The sequence below is a fragment of the Shinella kummerowiae genome (assembly GCF_009827055.1).
Lineage (GTDB): Bacteria > Pseudomonadota > Alphaproteobacteria > Rhizobiales > Rhizobiaceae > Shinella > Shinella kummerowiae.
In genome coordinates this window covers 714,886-729,744 of record NZ_WUMK01000001.1, presented here as the reverse complement: position 1 = coordinate 729,744, position 14,859 = coordinate 714,886, and the positions used below count along the sequence as shown (strand labels likewise).

At 62.3% G+C, this 14,859-nt stretch carries 18 protein-coding genes; 5 read left to right on the top strand and 13 right to left on the bottom strand.

Going from position 1 to position 14,859, the window contains the following annotated elements:
* Nucleotides 1–59: 59 nt before the first annotated feature.
* Both GR138_RS03385 and GR138_RS03380 read left to right on the top strand, forming a co-directional pair.
* Nucleotides 60–224, top strand: a complete 165-nt coding sequence (locus tag GR138_RS03385) for a hypothetical protein (protein ID WP_160857182.1) — start codon at nt 60–62, stop codon at nt 222–224.
* A gap of 74 nt (nt 225–298) precedes the next feature.
* Nucleotides 299–940, top strand: a complete 642-nt coding sequence (locus tag GR138_RS03380; protein WP_202402509.1) for an MBL fold metallo-hydrolase — start codon at nt 299–301, stop codon at nt 938–940.
* A gap of 57 nt (nt 941–997) precedes the next feature.
* Here GR138_RS03380 and GR138_RS03375 read toward each other — a convergent pair whose 3' ends face one another.
* The 6 genes from GR138_RS03375 to GR138_RS03350 all read right to left on the bottom strand — a co-directional run bounded on the left by GR138_RS03375 (nt 998) and on the right by GR138_RS03350 (nt 5,751).
* On the bottom strand, nt 998–1,459 hold the full coding sequence (locus tag GR138_RS03375) for a BA14K family protein (protein WP_160857180.1): 462 nt from the start codon (nt 1,457–1,459) through the stop codon (nt 998–1,000).
* 136 nt (nt 1,460–1,595) lie between these two features.
* On the bottom strand, nt 1,596–1,811 hold the full coding sequence (locus GR138_RS03370; protein WP_069058105.1) for a cold-shock protein: 216 nt from the start codon (nt 1,809–1,811) through the stop codon (nt 1,596–1,598).
* A gap of 414 nt (nt 1,812–2,225) precedes the next feature.
* Nucleotides 2,226–3,128, bottom strand: a complete 903-nt coding sequence (locus tag GR138_RS03365; RefSeq protein WP_160857179.1) for a DMT family transporter — start codon at nt 3,126–3,128, stop codon at nt 2,226–2,228.
* Nucleotides 3,129–3,222: 94 nt separating this feature from the next.
* Nucleotides 3,223–4,392 carry a PQQ-dependent sugar dehydrogenase gene (locus GR138_RS03360; protein WP_160857178.1) on the bottom strand — a complete coding sequence of 390 codons (1,170 nt, stop codon included), beginning with the start codon at nt 4,390–4,392 and terminating at the stop codon, nt 3,223–3,225.
* A 74-nt stretch (nt 4,393–4,466) separates the two neighbouring features.
* Nucleotides 4,467–4,667: a hypothetical protein gene (locus tag GR138_RS03355; protein ID WP_160857177.1), complete on the bottom strand. Its 201-nt coding sequence runs from the start codon at nt 4,665–4,667 to the stop codon at nt 4,467–4,469.
* 175 nt (nt 4,668–4,842) lie between these two features.
* Nucleotides 4,843–5,751 carry an EAL domain-containing protein gene (locus tag GR138_RS03350; protein WP_160857176.1) on the bottom strand — a complete coding sequence of 303 codons (909 nt, stop codon included), beginning with the start codon at nt 5,749–5,751 and terminating at the stop codon, nt 4,843–4,845.
* Between the two features lie 325 nt (nt 5,752–6,076).
* On the opposite strand from GR138_RS03350, the gene GR138_RS03345 reads away from it, so the two are divergent.
* Nucleotides 6,077–7,279 carry a pyridoxal phosphate-dependent aminotransferase gene (locus GR138_RS03345; protein ID WP_160857175.1) on the top strand — a complete coding sequence of 401 codons (1,203 nt, stop codon included), beginning with the start codon at nt 6,077–6,079 and terminating at the stop codon, nt 7,277–7,279.
* Nucleotides 7,280–7,401: 122 nt separating this feature from the next.
* Entirely contained in the window at nt 7,402–7,653 is a 252-nt protein-coding gene (locus GR138_RS03340; protein WP_160857174.1) for a hypothetical protein, read from the top strand.
* Between the two features lie 51 nt (nt 7,654–7,704).
* On the opposite strand, the gene GR138_RS03335 is transcribed toward GR138_RS03340, so the two are convergent.
* From GR138_RS03335 to trxB, 6 genes are all read right to left on the bottom strand, one after another.
* Entirely contained in the window at nt 7,705–8,799 is a 1,095-nt protein-coding gene (locus tag GR138_RS03335; RefSeq protein WP_160857173.1) for a calcium:cation antiporter, read from the bottom strand.
* Nucleotides 8,800–8,959: 160 nt separating this feature from the next.
* A complete protein-coding gene (locus GR138_RS30940; protein ID WP_160857172.1) occupies nt 8,960–9,148 on the bottom strand; it encodes an Imm27 family immunity protein in 189 nt (62 codons plus the stop codon).
* A 75-nt stretch (nt 9,149–9,223) separates the two neighbouring features.
* Nucleotides 9,224–10,345 carry an alkene reductase gene (locus GR138_RS03325; protein ID WP_160857171.1) on the bottom strand — a complete coding sequence of 374 codons (1,122 nt, stop codon included), beginning with the start codon at nt 10,343–10,345 and terminating at the stop codon, nt 9,224–9,226.
* 30 nt (nt 10,346–10,375) lie between these two features.
* Nucleotides 10,376–10,681, bottom strand: a complete 306-nt coding sequence (locus tag GR138_RS03320) for an ArsR/SmtB family transcription factor (protein ID WP_160857170.1) — start codon at nt 10,679–10,681, stop codon at nt 10,376–10,378.
* A 506-nt stretch (nt 10,682–11,187) separates the two neighbouring features.
* Nucleotides 11,188–12,084, bottom strand: coding sequence for a LysR family transcriptional regulator VtlR (locus GR138_RS03315; RefSeq protein WP_160857169.1), 897 nt, complete (start codon nt 12,082–12,084; stop codon nt 11,188–11,190).
* A gap of 114 nt (nt 12,085–12,198) precedes the next feature.
* Complete coding sequence (gene trxB, locus GR138_RS03310) at nt 12,199–13,188, bottom strand: thioredoxin-disulfide reductase (protein ID WP_160857168.1); 990 nt, start codon at nt 13,186–13,188, stop codon at nt 12,199–12,201.
* Nucleotides 13,189–13,436: 248 nt separating this feature from the next.
* Here trxB and GR138_RS03305 point away from each other — a divergent pair, with 248 nt between their 5' ends.
* The gene (locus GR138_RS03305; RefSeq protein WP_160857167.1) at nt 13,437–13,904 is read left to right on the top strand and encodes an Lrp/AsnC family transcriptional regulator; all 468 of its coding nucleotides are present in this window, start codon (nt 13,437–13,439) and stop codon (nt 13,902–13,904) included.
* Here the strand turns inward: GR138_RS03305 and GR138_RS03300 are convergent.
* Entirely contained in the window at nt 13,876–14,859 is a 984-nt protein-coding gene (locus GR138_RS03300) for a mitochondrial fission ELM1 family protein (protein WP_160857166.1), read from the bottom strand. The genes GR138_RS03305 and GR138_RS03300 overlap by 29 nt on opposite strands.

Below are 14,859 nucleotides of genomic sequence, written 5' to 3'. Positions count from 1 at the left end.
ACCAAGCCAACCAAGCACCACAAGAGGCCACGCGGCCGACAATATCAGGGAACAGAACGATGCAGCCGCACACCATCAGCCAGCAGAACCCGGTCGCCGCGCGCCTGCGCCCCGTGGTCTATCTCTATGCCGTGATCAACCTCGCCGTTGTCGCGCTGCTCTTCTCCACCGTTTCCCCGACGCTTGCCACCGGTCCCGCACAGGAGATGGCGAGCCTGCGTTAGTTCGCGCTTGGTCTTCGTTCGCCCTTGCGGCTATATCAGGCGCAACGCGGCAACCGAGCGAGGACCCCATGGGCATGCTTCAGGCGGGCATCATTCCCGTCACTCCCTTTCAGCAGAACTGCACCATTCTCTTCGATACGGAGACCAAAGAGGGTGTCGTCGTCGATCCGGGCGGCGATGTCGAGGTGATCCTGCAGACGGTGAAGGACAATGGTATCACGCTGAAGGCGATCTGGCTTACCCACGGCCACATCGATCATGCCGGCGGTGCCAAGGAACTGAAGGACGCGCTCGGGCTCGAGATTGTCGGCCCGCACAAGGACGATCTCTCGCTGCTGCAGCGACTGGAGGCGCAGGCCTCGATGTTCGGCGTGCCGATGAAGGTGATGAATGTCGTACCGGACCGCTGGTTGGAAGACGGTGACAAGGTCTCTTTCGGCGATCACGAATTCGAGGTCTATCACACGCCGGGTCATGCGCCGGGCCATGTCATCTACTTCCACCGCAAGCAGGGTGTGGCCCATCTCGGCGACGTGCTCTTCCAGGGCTCGATCGGGCGCACCGACCTGCCGGGCGGCAATCATCAGCAATTGCTGGAGTCGATCCGCGACAAGGTTTTCCCGCTCGGCGACGAGGTTGGTTTCCTCTGCGGCCACGGGCCGGGCGGCAAGATCGGCGAGGAGCGGCGCACCAATCCGTTCCTGCGCGGGCTTTAAACAACAAAAAGGCGGGCGCCGCGCGGCGCCCGCCTTTTGATTTTGACCGGTTTGATCTCAGCCTGCGTTGCAGAAATGCTCGCGGCCGTCATAACCGACGAAAGTGCCGGTGCTGGGGTTGAACGAGCGGTAGCGCTGCGCGCAGTAATCGTACCAGGCCCGGGTCCACGGCTCATAGCTTTCCACGACCACCGGACGGCGGTAGATCACGCGCGGCTCGGGCTCGGGATAATAATCCGGCTCCACGTAGCGGCGTTCTTCGTAGCGCGGCTGGGAGGCCAGCGCGCCGCCGATGATGACGCCGGTGGCGAGGCCGAGCGCGCCGCCGATGGCGGCATCGCGGCCGTAGTTATGGTCGCGGTCGCGGTGGCGCCGCGGCTTGCGATACTGATAGTCGTCGCCTTCGCGCCAGTAGCCGTCACGATTGCGATCGCGCGCTTCAGAGACGCCCGCGGTTGCGGTGAGCGTCGAGGCTGCGACGGCAAGCGACAGCACGATTGTCTTGATGACTTTGTTCATGACGTCGTTCCTTTGGATCCGGCCCATCGCCGGTAGATGACGAGAGCAAACTAGAAGAACAAGGCTGAACGGAGGCTGAACGAAAAAACCCGGCATCGCTGCCGGGCTCCAACTTGAAAATCCTGAAAGCGCCGGCTCAGCCGTCGATCTGCAGGTTAACCGCCTTCGGCCCTTTGCCGCGGCGATCGGGTTCCGTGTCGAAGCTTACCTTCTGATTTTCGGAAAGGCCGTTCAGGCCGGAAGCCTGTACAGCAGAAATGTGTACGAAGATGTCCGCACCACCGTTGTCGGGCTTGATGAAGCCAAAGCCCTTCTCGGTGTTGAAGAATTTAACAGTGCCAGTCTCGGCCATGCGTCAGGTCCTTTTCTCACTGCCCGTATATTGGCGGCGGGCAGCATATCAGTTTTGCCCCGAGGGGCGTTAGGCAGGCAGTTCTCGAGGTTGAGGAAAGGGTCCCGTTTTCACCGCAGCCAGCCAACCGCATGATCCATAGGATCATCCGGATATTGGCTGCCCGGAATTATTTCGCGTCTCCGGCGCGCTTTTATTCAAGGTCTTCCCGTGTTCGCAAATTGCCCGAACGGCGCAAGAGTGATGCGTTTACATTAAATTGGCAAGCAAAAGTTTTGGCGCAACTTGGCCGCGCCTCACTTTGGTCAAATTCCGGGCGATTGCCAAAAAATCCCGCAGATTCCCTGGGCCGGCCGCAGTTCTGGTACGACTTATATTGCGCCGCCGAAGACACCGGCAGCAGCGGGGAGGGCGTCATACTTCGACGGGCGTGCCCTGGTGCCGTTCGCGCAGCAACACCGGCAAGAGTTCTACGGCAAGCATTGCAACGAAGATGATGGCGCAGCCGACGTAGCCGGCGGGGCTGATCGTCTCGCCGAGCAGGAGCACACCGAAGAGCGCGGCGAAAAGCGCCTCGCTGGACAGGAAAATGGCGGCTTGCGGGGCTGTCGTATAGCGCTGGGCGACGTTCTGGAAAATGAAGGCCAGGCCGCTCGAGAAGAAGCCGGCATAGAGGATTTCCGGCAGCGCGCCCTTGATCGCCGCCAGGCTGATCGGTTCGAACAGCAGGCCGGCCGCACAGCCGAGCACCGCGCAGACCGAAAACTGTACGAGGGAGAGCGCGACCGGTCGGCCGGATCGGCCGGAAAAAACGCCGACGCAGATCATCTGCACGGACCATAGGACCGCGCAGACGATGGTGAGCATGTCGCCGAGTGTCAGCGCGGCGAACGTGCCCCCGGACAGGAGGAAGATGCCGAAGGACGCCAGCAAGGCAGCGGGCCAGATGACCCAGTGCGGCCGGCGGCGCAGCAGCAGCACGGTGAGGATGGGTGTGAAGACGACATAGAGGCCGGTGAGGAAGCCGGAATTCGTGACGGTCGTGGTGAGCAGGCCGACCTGCTGAAAGGCGGCCGCGGCAAAGAGAGCGAGGCCGGTCAGGATGAAGCCGCCAATGTCGTTTGGCCTGATGGGACCATCCGCGTGCGCCTTCTCCCAGAGTGCGAAGGGCAGGGCGACAAGCGTGGCGACGGCAAAGCGCAGGCCGATGAACCAGATCGGCCCGAGTGTCTCCATTGCCGTCGACTGGGCGATGAAGCCTGCGCCCCAGATGGCGCCGGCCAGCAATAGAAGAGTGTTCGCCTGAACGCGCGTCATGTCTCTTTTGACCCGGATTGGGAGGAAATCGGGCGCGAAAGCGCCTTGCCGCCTGCTAGCAGCTGCCCGAATTTTACGCAAGCCGGGTTTGGTGTCAGTCCGTCGCCGTCGCGCGGGAGACGCGCAGCAACGAACCTTGCGGGTCGTCCGTCAGGAGAAGGAGCGCGCCATCCGGCGCCACGACCACATCGCGGATGCGGCCAAGTTCGCCGTCGAACAGCCGCTCCTCGGAAATGATCGCGCCGCTTTCATCCCGTTCGAGGCGGGCGACGAGCTGATATTTGAGCGCGCCGACGATGAGGTTGCCATCCCATTCCGGGAACATCGCGCCACGATAGACGGCGATGGCGCCCGGCGCGATGGAGGGATCCCAGTAATAGAGCGGTGGTTCGTAGCCTTTCGCTGCAGAGCCGAGATCGAATTCCGCCCCGGAGTAATGCCGGCCGAAGGAGACGAGCGGCCAGCCATAGTTGCGGCCGGGCTGCGGGTTGTTGATCTCGTCGCCGCCGCGCGCGCCGTGTTCTGCCGAAAGCAGCGTGCCGTCCTTGGGGTCGATGGTCAGGCCCTGCGGGTTGCGGTGCCCCTTCGACCAGATTTCCGCCAGCCCTGCGGTGGTGCCGAGGAAGGGATTGTCGGCATGCGGGCTGCCGTCCGGATTGATATGCAGGATGGCGCCGGCGTGATCACGCGGATCCTGCGCACGCTCACCTTCGCCGCGATCACCGATGCCGAAGAACAGGCTGCCGTCCTCGGCGACGGCGATGCGCGAGCCGAAATGCTGGCCACGCGGGGTAAGGCGGCTCATCAGGAAGAGGCGCGTCGTGTCCTCGAGCCTCGTGCCGTCGGCCGAGAGCTTCGCCTTGGCGAGCGCCGTGCCCGAGCCGCCGTCGCCGCGGGCGCTGTAGGTCAGGTAGAGGATACGGCTGGTGGCAAAATCGGGAGCAAGAGCGATATCGAGCAGGCCGCCCTGGCCGGTCGTTGCAACCTCGGGCACACCACTGATCGGTGCAGAAATCTGGTGGCCGCGCACCAGGCGCAGCGTGCCACCTTTTTCCGAAACGAGATAGGCGCCGTCGGGCAGGGCTTCGACGGACCAGGGCTGGTTGAGCCCGGTCGCCAGCGTCTCGACGATGAGGGTGGCTTTTTTGCTGGGGAATTCGCGGGTTTCGGCTTCGGCCGAAGCGGCTGCAAGCGTTGCGGCGAGAAAGAGAGCTGCCGTTGCGCGCATCAGAGTGGTCTTCAAACGCTGTTTTTCCTGCCGCATCGCCGTCTCCCGTCCAATGCCGTTAACTGGCCCAGAGCCGAACGGCTTTCAAGAGCGTCGCCGGCAGGGCGGCATCAATTTTGCGTGGTGGCGTGCGAAGAGCTGGTCTTCTCGATGCCAGACGTCTTGATCATGTCGATATTGATCGCGGGCGGCGACATGAGGCTGATGACCATGGCGACGCAGCCGGCGAGGGCCGTCATGGCGATCAGGAACATGGCGCGAGATTCGCGCGCCTTTCGCTTGCTGCCGACCTTGTCGTCATCCCAGAACATCGTCGTCCCCTGTCTTGCTCTTTTCCGCTTGTGAGGACGAAAAAGCCCGCCGAAGTCGGCGCGAGAAGGACCGAATTGCGGCAGGGGCCGACATTTATTATGGCGAAAAGATGGCGAATGAAAAAGGTCGGATTTTCAAGCCATTCCGGCGAATAGAGCGCACCGCTGCGCCGTCTTAAGCGCCGCGTTTTCCGAATTGGCGGACGGGGCGTGTCGCCCGGATTTCGACCGGCAGAAAACCGCCTGCTCCGGCGGATTCGAGGACCGGTTGCGCCATATCCTCCTCCAGTTCGGGGAAGGTGAGATTGAAGCTCGTCGGCGCAAGTTCCGGGCGCGACAGAAGATAACCCTGCATCAGCGGGCCGCCCATGTCGCGGCACAGGGCGATCATTTCCGGCTCCTCGATACCGGCGACGATGGTACGGATTTTCTTGTGGGAAAACTGGCCGTTGAGCACGCGCAGCAGAGCGAGGCCGGCCGAGTTTTCCACGAAGCCGTGCAGCCATGCCGTATCGAACGTCACGAACTGCGGGGCAAACCGTTCCAGGCGCTCGAGATCGCGATCCTCGCCGGTATACTCGTCGATGGCGATGGAAAAGCCACCTTCATGCAACCGTGCCGAAAAACCCGCCAGCACCTCTCGATCATCATAGGCGTGCTCGCGGATTTCGCAGGCTATGCGCTCGGGCGGCAGCTCGGCCTCGTGCGCGGCAAGACGCAGGCGTTCAACCTCCTGGCGGACGGCCTGGGGCGTCAGGTACAGGCCGGGATGGAAGTTGACGATGAGGGAGACGTCGCGGCGGCCGAGCGCTCCGGCATTCAGGATATGCAGGCTGCGGCACAGGCCATCGACGGCGACGCGCTCGTCTTCCGGTACGCTCTGGAAAAAATCCGTGGGGGAGCAGGGGGTGCCATGCGAGCTTGCACGGATCAGGCCCTTCAGAACGGCGATCTGCAACCGGCCGTCCGGCCGCTCGGCAAAAATCGGCTGAAGTGCGGATTGTAACAGATATGGACCATAGATCGCACTGAAGGCGCCGTCCGCCTGGCGGACGAGATTCGAAAAAATGCTTCTTTCGCTCATGCAGCGCACCATCCGCTGGAACGACACCGACGATGGCAAAATAGACCTGACCTCTTAACGCCGGCTTAATCCTTCGCGTAAAAATCTTAACGGTTTCGCCTTCGTTCAACTTTATCGTGTATCGCGTTCGGTGCACCGCCACGATCCATTCGCATCGTTGATGGCGTTCATGAAATTTGGCGCGCGCGCCCGGCTTTTCCGCTTTTTTCACCCTTCGCGCTTGCAAGACCGGCGCACATTCGACATAGACCTAACCGCTATGGAGCCCGGCGCTCCGGGTCCATGGCGTCAAGCCGTCTTTGAACCCGATGAGGACATCTCCATCATGGCCTTTCTTGCCGACGCCCTTTCCCGTGTGAAGCCTTCCGCCACCATCGCCGTCTCCCAGAAAGCGCGCGAGCTGAAAGCGAAAGGCCGTGATGTTATCGGGCTGGGCGCAGGCGAGCCGGACTTCGATACGCCGGACAATATCAAGCAGGCGGCGATCGACGCCATCAACCGCGGCGAAACGAAGTACACGCCGGTCTCCGGCATCCCGGAACTGCGCGAGGCGATCGCCAAGAAGTTCAAGCGCGAGAACGGCCTCGACTACACGGCCGCGCAGACCATCGTCGGCACCGGTGGAAAGCAGATTCTTTTCAACGCCTTCATGGCGACGATGAATGCGGGCGATGAAGTCGTTATTCCAACACCTTACTGGGTCTCCTATCCGGAAATGGTGTCGCTGTGCGGCGGCACGCCGGTCTTCGTCGCCACCACGCAGGAAAACAAGTTCAAGCTGAAGGCGGAAGACCTGGAGAAGGCGATCACGCCGAAGACCAAGTGGTTCATCTTCAACTCGCCGTCCAACCCGTCGGGCGCTGCCTACAGCCATGACGAACTGAAGGCGCTGACCGACGTGCTGATGCGCCATCCGCATGTCTGGGTGCTGACGGACGATATGTACGAGCACCTGACCTATGGCGACTTCAAGTTCGCCACCCCGGTCGAGGTCGAGCCCGGCCTCTACGACCGCACGCTGACGATGAACGGCGTCTCCAAGGCCTATGCGATGACCGGCTGGCGTATCGGTTATGCGGCCGGCCCGCTCAACCTCATCAAGGCGATGGACATGATCCAGGGCCAGCAGACGTCCGGCGCCTGCTCAATTGCCCAGTGGGCCGCCGTCGAGGCGCTGAACGGCACGCAGGCCTTCATTCCGGAAAACAAGAAGATCTTCGAAGGTCGTCGCGACCTCATCGTCTCCATGCTGAACCAGGCCAAGGGCATCGAATGCCCGTCGCCGGAAGGGGCTTTCTACGTCTATCCGTCCTGCAAGGGCCTGATCGGCAAGACCGCACCGTCGGGCAAGGTCATCGAGACCGACGAGGATTTCGTCTCGGAACTGCTGGAATCGGAAGGTGTCGCCGTCGTGCACGGTTCGGCCTTCGGCCTCGGCCCGAACTTCCGCATTTCCTACGCTACTTCGGAAGCCCAACTGGAAGAAGCGGGCAAGCGCATCCAGCGCTTCTGCGCGGCCTGCAAATAACGGGTGTTTCACCACTAATCTCGAAACCCGCCGGCGACGGCGGGTTTTTTGTTTGGCCCCCATGAAATTTTTGCCATCGGTGCCGATATAGTGGATGAGACAATGAATACCGGAGCAGGACCATGAAAACCAAGTCACTCCTCATTTTCGCCCTGGCGACCCTTGCCACCACGACGTCCGCTTTTGCCGCGGATGGCGATGGATATGCCGAGCGTAGTGGCGCTGCCCCGCGCGGCAGCATCGTGGTCTGCGATGGCCCGCGCTACATGTCGTTCTACGACTACTTCTTCAACAATCCGGTGAAGTCCCGCACGACGCGCTTCGATCCGGGTGAATATTACCAGGGCGTGACCCGCGTCTATAATCGTCCCTGACGCAGAGCGCGCAAATATGTGCTGCGGTTTTGCGATGCGATAGGTGCGGCGTCAAAGCCCGATCAAGGTCAGCATGATGAAGGTGGCGAAGAGGATGAAGTGCGTCATGCCCTCTATCGCATTCGTTTCGCCGTCATTGAGGTTGATGGCGGCAACGATCAGCGTGATCGCCACCATCACCGTCTGGGCCGGCGACATGGCCATGATGAACGGCTGGCCGGTATAAAGCGCAATCGCCTCCATGACGGGCACCGTGAGGATGACCGTCGAGAGCGAGGCGCCCATGGCGATGTTGACGACGGACTGCATGCGATTGGCGAGTGCTGCCCGCATTGCGGTCAGGATTTCCGGTGCTGCGGAAATCGCCGCCACCACCACGGCCATCAGCGCGGGCGGGGCGCCGGAGCCCTTGAGGCCGGCGCCGAGCAGCACGGACATCACCTCCGCCAAAGCACCGATCAGCACCACGCCGACGATGATGACGACGATGGACACGGTGGCTGGCTCGCTTTCGCCCGTTGCCTCACTCGGCAGGCTCCCCTTCCGCTCGGCGCGGGGATAGGCGTAGCTGAAGAAATAGCTGTGCGCGCCCACCTGCATGCGCAGGAAGAGCGCATAGAGCGCAATCATCGCGCCGATGGTGAAGGCGGAGTAGACGTGCCAGCTCTCGCGCGGCACGAATTCCGGCACGACCATGGAAATGCCCATGGCCGTCAGGATCATCACGCCGTAGGTCCGCGCCGAATCGTCGTTGTAGGGCTGCTCGCCGTGGCGGATGCCGCCGAGCAGCGCGGCAAGGCCGAGAATGCCGTTGATGTCGAGCATGACGGCGGCATAGATCGTGTCGCGCACCAGCGTCGGCGAGGTCTCGCCCTGCATCATGATCGCCAGCACGACCACCTCGACCAGCACGGCGGCGAGCGTCAGGATCATCGTGCCATAGGGATCGCCGACCTTGGAGGCGAGAATCTCGGCGTGATGGGCAATACGGGTGGAGACGAGGATGATCGCGGCGACCAGCGCGAAGGCCGCGACGAGCACCGGCAGGCGGCCCATCTCCAGCAAACTGTGTTCCGTCGCGTAGGCGATGATCGCGGCGGCGAGCCCGACAAACAGCAAACGTTCCTTCAGCAGGCTGGAGAGCATGGGCGGGCGGGCTCCTCGGCAAATGTCTACAGGTAGATGTAGCCGAGCCCTGCAAAAAGGAAACGCCCACGGACGAGGAAACCGTGGGCGCTTGGCGGCAACGTGACCCTAGGGGCCTGATCGCCTTATACAGGCGGGAAATGCAGGCGAAGCCGGAGCCTCATTTCCGCTCTGTCTTTCTCAATCGTGGACTACCGCCGCCATGCAGGTGGGAGTGGGGATAGTCGAGAATCCAGGTCTCGCCTGTTGCTTCGTCCTTGAACTCCGTTTCCCACGTTTCGGTATCCGTCCTGATCTTGATCAACACTTGAGTTCGCGAAAGTGCCTCTTCGCCATTGTATTCCCTCATGACAGGCGCCCTTCCTCGATTCATTCCCGCTTTCGTCTGCAGCCGAGGAAGCCTCGGCTGCAGACATGCAAGTGGTCAGGCGACGTTTTCCAGGACCGGATAGTCGGTGTAGCCCTTGGCGCCGCCGCCGTAGAAGGTGGCCTGGTCTGGTGGGTTCAGCACGGTGTCGTTCTTCAGGCGCTCAACGAGGTCCGGGTTGGCGATGAAGAGCTTGCCGAAGGCGACGAGGTCGGCCTTGCCTTCTTCCACGGCGTCGATGGCGAGTTCGCGGTTGTAGCCGTTGTTGACCATCCAGGCCGCCTTGCCGCCGGCCTTGTGATAGGCGGCGCGGAGTGCCGCATAGTCGAAGGGTGTGTCGCCCTGCTGGTGATCACGGGCGCCGCCCGTGGCCCCTTCGATGATGTGGATGTAGCTGAGGTCGTACTTCGCGAGCCCTTCTACGACATAGGTGAAGAGTGGCTGCGGGTTCGGATCGAAGGCGTCGTTGGCCGGCGTCACCGGGGAGATGCGGATCGCGGTGCGGCCGGCACCGATCTCGTTGGTGATGGCATCGACGACCTGGAAGAGCAGGCGGGCGCGGTTTTCGATCGAGCCGCCATATTCATCGGTGCGCTCATTGCTGCCCGAGCGCAGGAACTGGTCGAGCAAGTAGCCGTTGGCGGCATGGATCTCGACGCCATCGAAGCCGGCATCCACGGCGGCGCGGGCGGCACGGCGATAGTCCTCGATGATGCCCGGAAGCTCATCCTTTTCCAGGGCGCGGGGTTCGGAGGTTTCGGCGAAGCTGCCCGAGCCATCGGCATTGATCAGGTAGGTCTTCGACTTGGCGCGGATCGCCGACGGGGCGACCGGCTTGCCGCCGTCCGGCTGCAGCGTGTCATGCGAGATACGGCCGACATGCCACATCTGCACGACGATCTTGCCGCCGGCCTTGTGCACGGCGTCGGTGACCTGCTTCCAGCCTGCAAGCGCTTCCGGCTTGTAGAGGCCTGGCACGTCGGCGTAGCCCTGACCCTGGTGGGAGATGGCGGTTGCCTCGGTGATCAGCAGGCCGGCAGAGGCGCGCTGTTCGTAATAGGCGGCGTTCAGCGTGTTCGGAACCGCGCCCGGGGAGCGGTTGCGCGTCAGCGGCGCCATGACGATGCGGTTTGCAAGCTGGATGTCGCCGATCTTGAGAGGGTCGAAGAGCGAGGTCATGGATAGTCCTTCTTCTGGCTGGGAGTGCGCTTAGAGGGCGCGGTTGATGTGGTGGAGAAAGGCCGCGATCTTGTCTTCGTCGCGTTTGAAGAACACCCACTGGCCGACCTTGCGCGTCGTCACGAGGCCGGCGCGCTGGAGGGTGGCAAGGTGGGCGGAAACGGTGGACTGCGACAGGTCGCAGCGCTTTTCGATCTGTCCGGCGCACACGCCGAACTCCAGCGGATGCTCCTGGCCGGCGAAATGGACCTCAGGGTCTTTCAGCCAGGCGAGAATCTCGATCCGCTTGGGATGGGCGAGGGCTTTCAGGATTTCGTCGGTGTCGGGCGTCGTCATTTGTCTATCGGGGCTCGGCGATGATTATATCGTTCAATTCCGATATTGGGTTCGCTCGTTGCCGATACAAGGGGTGAAGGCAAAAAAAGAGGGCCACAAGCGAAGCTTGGGCCCTGCAAGTTTGAAGGTCAAAAAACCTCCAGAGGGGAACAGCCAACGCGCGGCACTGGGAGGAGAAAGACCGCAGGTGCGCTGGCTAACCTGAATATGGGTGAGGGGGCGCGTTTCTTCAAGAGAAGCGCGTGCCAAGTTTTACGGGAATGTTGAAAATTTTGTCTTGGTTAACGAAAGGCAAAAAAAGAGGGCCGCAAGATGAACTTGGGCCCTTTATAGTTTTGAAGGTAATAAAACCTCCAGAGGGGAACAGCTGGTGCGGTGGCACTGGGAGGAAAAAGCCACCAAAATGCATCAGCTGCGTGCGATATGATGGTTTTTTGGGCATACATCAATGATTCAATGTGCATGCCAGCCATGCATGAGGCGCAGGTCTTTGAAAGTAGCCGTTTTCAAAAGTTCCAGTTGCGCGCCTTGGCGACGATGAAGTCCCTGAAAACCTTGAGCTTGGCCGAGTTCTTCATCTCGCTCGGATAGCAGAAATAGGTATCGAAGGAGGGGATATCGGCGCTGACGGGCAGTTGGATAAGTCCCGGATCGCGGCCGACAATATAGTCCGGCAGCATCGCGACGCCGATGCCGAGCAGGCAGGCGCGCTTGATCGAGGTCTGGCTGTTGATCTGCAAGACGGAGGGGCGGGGATTGTCCGAATCGCGCCCGGCGATTTCCAGCCAGTTGACGTCGAGCAGGTAATTGGGAGCCGGTTCGCCAAAGGTGATGATCTTGTGGTTGTCGAGATCGTCGATCGACTGCGGCTCGCCGTAGCGGTTGATGTAGGAGGGCGCGGCATAGATGTGCATGTGCACGGTGAACAGCCGGCGCTGGATGAGGTCGGACTGCTGCGGTTCACGCAGGCGGATCGCGCAGTCGGCATGGCGCATGTTCACGTCCAGCTCCTCGTTGTCGAGGATGAGCTGCACCTGCATGTCGGGATAGAGCGCCAGGAATTCCTGCACCTTGTCCGTCAGCCAGCCCTGGCCAAGGCCGACGGTGGTGGTGATCCGCAGCTTGCCGCTCGGCTTCTCGGTGTTTTCGGTGAGCTGGACACGCACGCTTTCCAGCTTCATCAGCACGTCGTGCGCGGTGCGATAGAGGATTTCGCCCTGCTCGGTCAGGATCAGGCCGCGGGCATGGCGGTGGAACAGCTTGATGCCGACATCCTGCTCCAGCGCACTCACCTGACGGCTGATGGCCGATTGCGAAAGATGCAGCTTGTCCGCCGCATGCGTGAACGAGCCCGCCTCGGCCGCGGCATGAAAAATCCGCAGCTTGTCCCAGTCGAGCGCCATTCTATCCCCCATATGTCCTAAGAGGCGGGGAGCGCTCGCTTCCCGCCTGGTCGCTGATCTTGCTGTTCCCACGTGGGCGGTCGGATCGGATCCGCCGCCCTTTGTTGGCGGCTTCTACTCGGCCGCAATTGCGACAGGCATATGACCTGCAAGGTATTTTTCGGTTTCGAGGGCCGCCATGCAGCCCATGCCGGCGGCCGTAACCGCCTGGCGATAGATGTCGTCGGTGACGTCGCCTGCGGCAAAAACGCCCGGCACGTCCGTCGCCGTGGAATCGGCCGCCGTCCACAGATAGCCGTTCGACTTCTGGCGCAGCTTGCCCTTGAACAGTTCGACCGCCGGCGCATGGCCGATCGCCACGAACACGCCGTCAATGGCGACGTCGCGCATCTCGCCGGTCTTGACGTTGCGCAACTTCACGCCGTTGACGGACGCCGGCATCGGCGGCTTGGGATCGCTGCCCAGATATTCGACGACCTCGTGGTCCCAGACGATCTTGACGTTCTCCTTGGCGAACAGGCGCTCCTGGAGAATCTTTTCCGCGCGAAAACCATCGCGGCGGTGCACGACCGTCACGGTCTTGGCGAGGTTCGAAAGGTAGAGCGCTTCTTCGACGGCCGAGTTGCCACCGCCAACGACGATGACGTCCTTGTTGCGGTAGAAGAAGCCGTCGCAGGTCGCGCAGGCCGAAACGCCAAAGCCCATGAACTTATGCTCGGTGTCGATGCCGAGCCACTTCGCCTTGGCGCCGGTGGCGATGATCAGCGCATCCGCCGTCCATTCGGTGCCGCTGTCGGTGGAAACGCGGAAGGGGCGCACGCTCATGTCGACATTGGTGACGAGGTCGTTGACGATCTCGGCGCCGACATGCTGAGCCTGCTTCAGCATCTGCTCCATCATCCACGGACCCTGAACCGGATCGGCATAACCCGGATAGTTTTCGACATCCGTGGTGATCATCAGCTGGCCGCCCTGTTCCATGCCGGCGATCAGCACGGGCTCCAGCATCGCGCGGGCGGTATAGATGGCGGCGGTGTAGCCGGCGGGGCCGGATCCGATGATCAGCACCTTGACGTGCCGAGTGGACGTGGGGCGGGCGGACATGGTCGTTCCTTCCGGGGCATCAGGCCCCAATGGGCCGGCCGCGCGATCCCGCGCATGGACCGGCCAATGTATCGTTGTTCGATATCCATTTATGAAGGGAGTGCATCGAGTTTCAAGTGTGCACAGCGCTTTGCCAACAGACAAGCGATGCCGCGTGACATATTTGTGCCTCTTGCGGTAACAATGTTGCGCTAATGCGGCGATTCGGGTCACTTCCGGTCGCCTTCCCGAAAGGTCTGTAAATTCCCATGTTTCGTGCCGAACTCGACGCCATCGACATCCGTATCCTGAAGGAGCTTCAGGCCGATGGCCGGATGACCAATGTGGAGCTTGCGTCGCGCGCCGGCATCTCCGCGCCGCCCTGCCTGCGCCGCGTGCGCAAGCTGGAGGAGGCGGGCATCATCGAAGGCTATACCGCGCTGCTGAACGCGCCGGCGCTTGGCTACGATCTCGTCGCGTTCTGCATGGTGGGGCTCAAGCACCAGTCGGAGGCCAACCTCAAGGCCTTCGCGGCTGCGACCGGCGAATGGCCGATGGTTCGCCAGGCCTGGATGGTCTCCGGCGACAGCGATTTCCTGCTGCATTGCGTTGCCGAAAATCTCACCCGGTTCCAGGACTTCGTGATCGAGGAACTGACCGCCAACGCGCAGGTCGATACAGTGCGCACCATGCTGACGATCCGCCAGGTCAAGAAGGTCGGGCTGGTCGAACTCTGAGATCCTGCCAGCGCGCGAGGATGTCGCGTGCGAGCCCCGGTGTCGAGTTGACCGGGGCGCGGCGGTCGGTGGCCGGCGTCTCGGGAAAGCGGCCAATGGCGGCTTCCTGCGAAAGCGCCGCAAGGAACCGGCCGATCTTCGCGTGCCCGCCCGAGGGGTGGAAAACCTGTACGGGAACACCCAAGGCTGCCGCTTCGCCCACCATGTTGGTTGAATCCGCGGTGACAACGATTTCATCGGCCCATGCGAGATAGGCGAGCAGGGGGTTCTCTCCCGTACCATCCCAAAAGAGCACGTTCGGTCGCTTGGCGAGTTCGGCAAGGGACGTCGCAAGTGACGGCGGCGTACGGCGCGACGCTGTGATCATCAACGCGTTTCCCGCGTCAATCTTCGCTTCGAGGCCGCCGAGAAGGCGCTTGATATCGCCTTCGGAAAACTGATGGTGCCGGCTGTTGCCGCCGATGAGCACGGCGACCCTTGGCTGGGGCAGGGAACCAAGCCTGTCGGCCATCGCGCGGCGCGCCGCTTCAAGACGCGCCGGCGACATCCGGTTCGGCGCCGTCGTGACGACGAGCACGTTCTCGCCTCGCGGCGCGTCATGCTGCTGCACGATCAGCAGGTCCGCCTTGTGCCGCCGCATGCGCGGATCCTTGAAGAGCACGCAAAAGGTCCTGGGCGAACGGGATTTCAGCACCCTGAGATAGGCCACGGCCCGTCGGCCTGTGGCAAGGCAGATATCGGGAAAGGGGGGAGCGAGCGGCGAGCCGGGTTTGTCCGGTGTATCCCTCGGATCGATCGGCCCCCAAGGCATCAGGAGGGCGAACAGGCGCCGCGGCGCGACACGGCGCACGACGGGCACCGCGCCCATGGCCTCGGCAAGCCCGATCAAGGGCTGCTCGTCGCCGGCCTTGCCGTCCGTCAGCACCCACACGGAGGGAGGGGCGTTCGCCGCCAT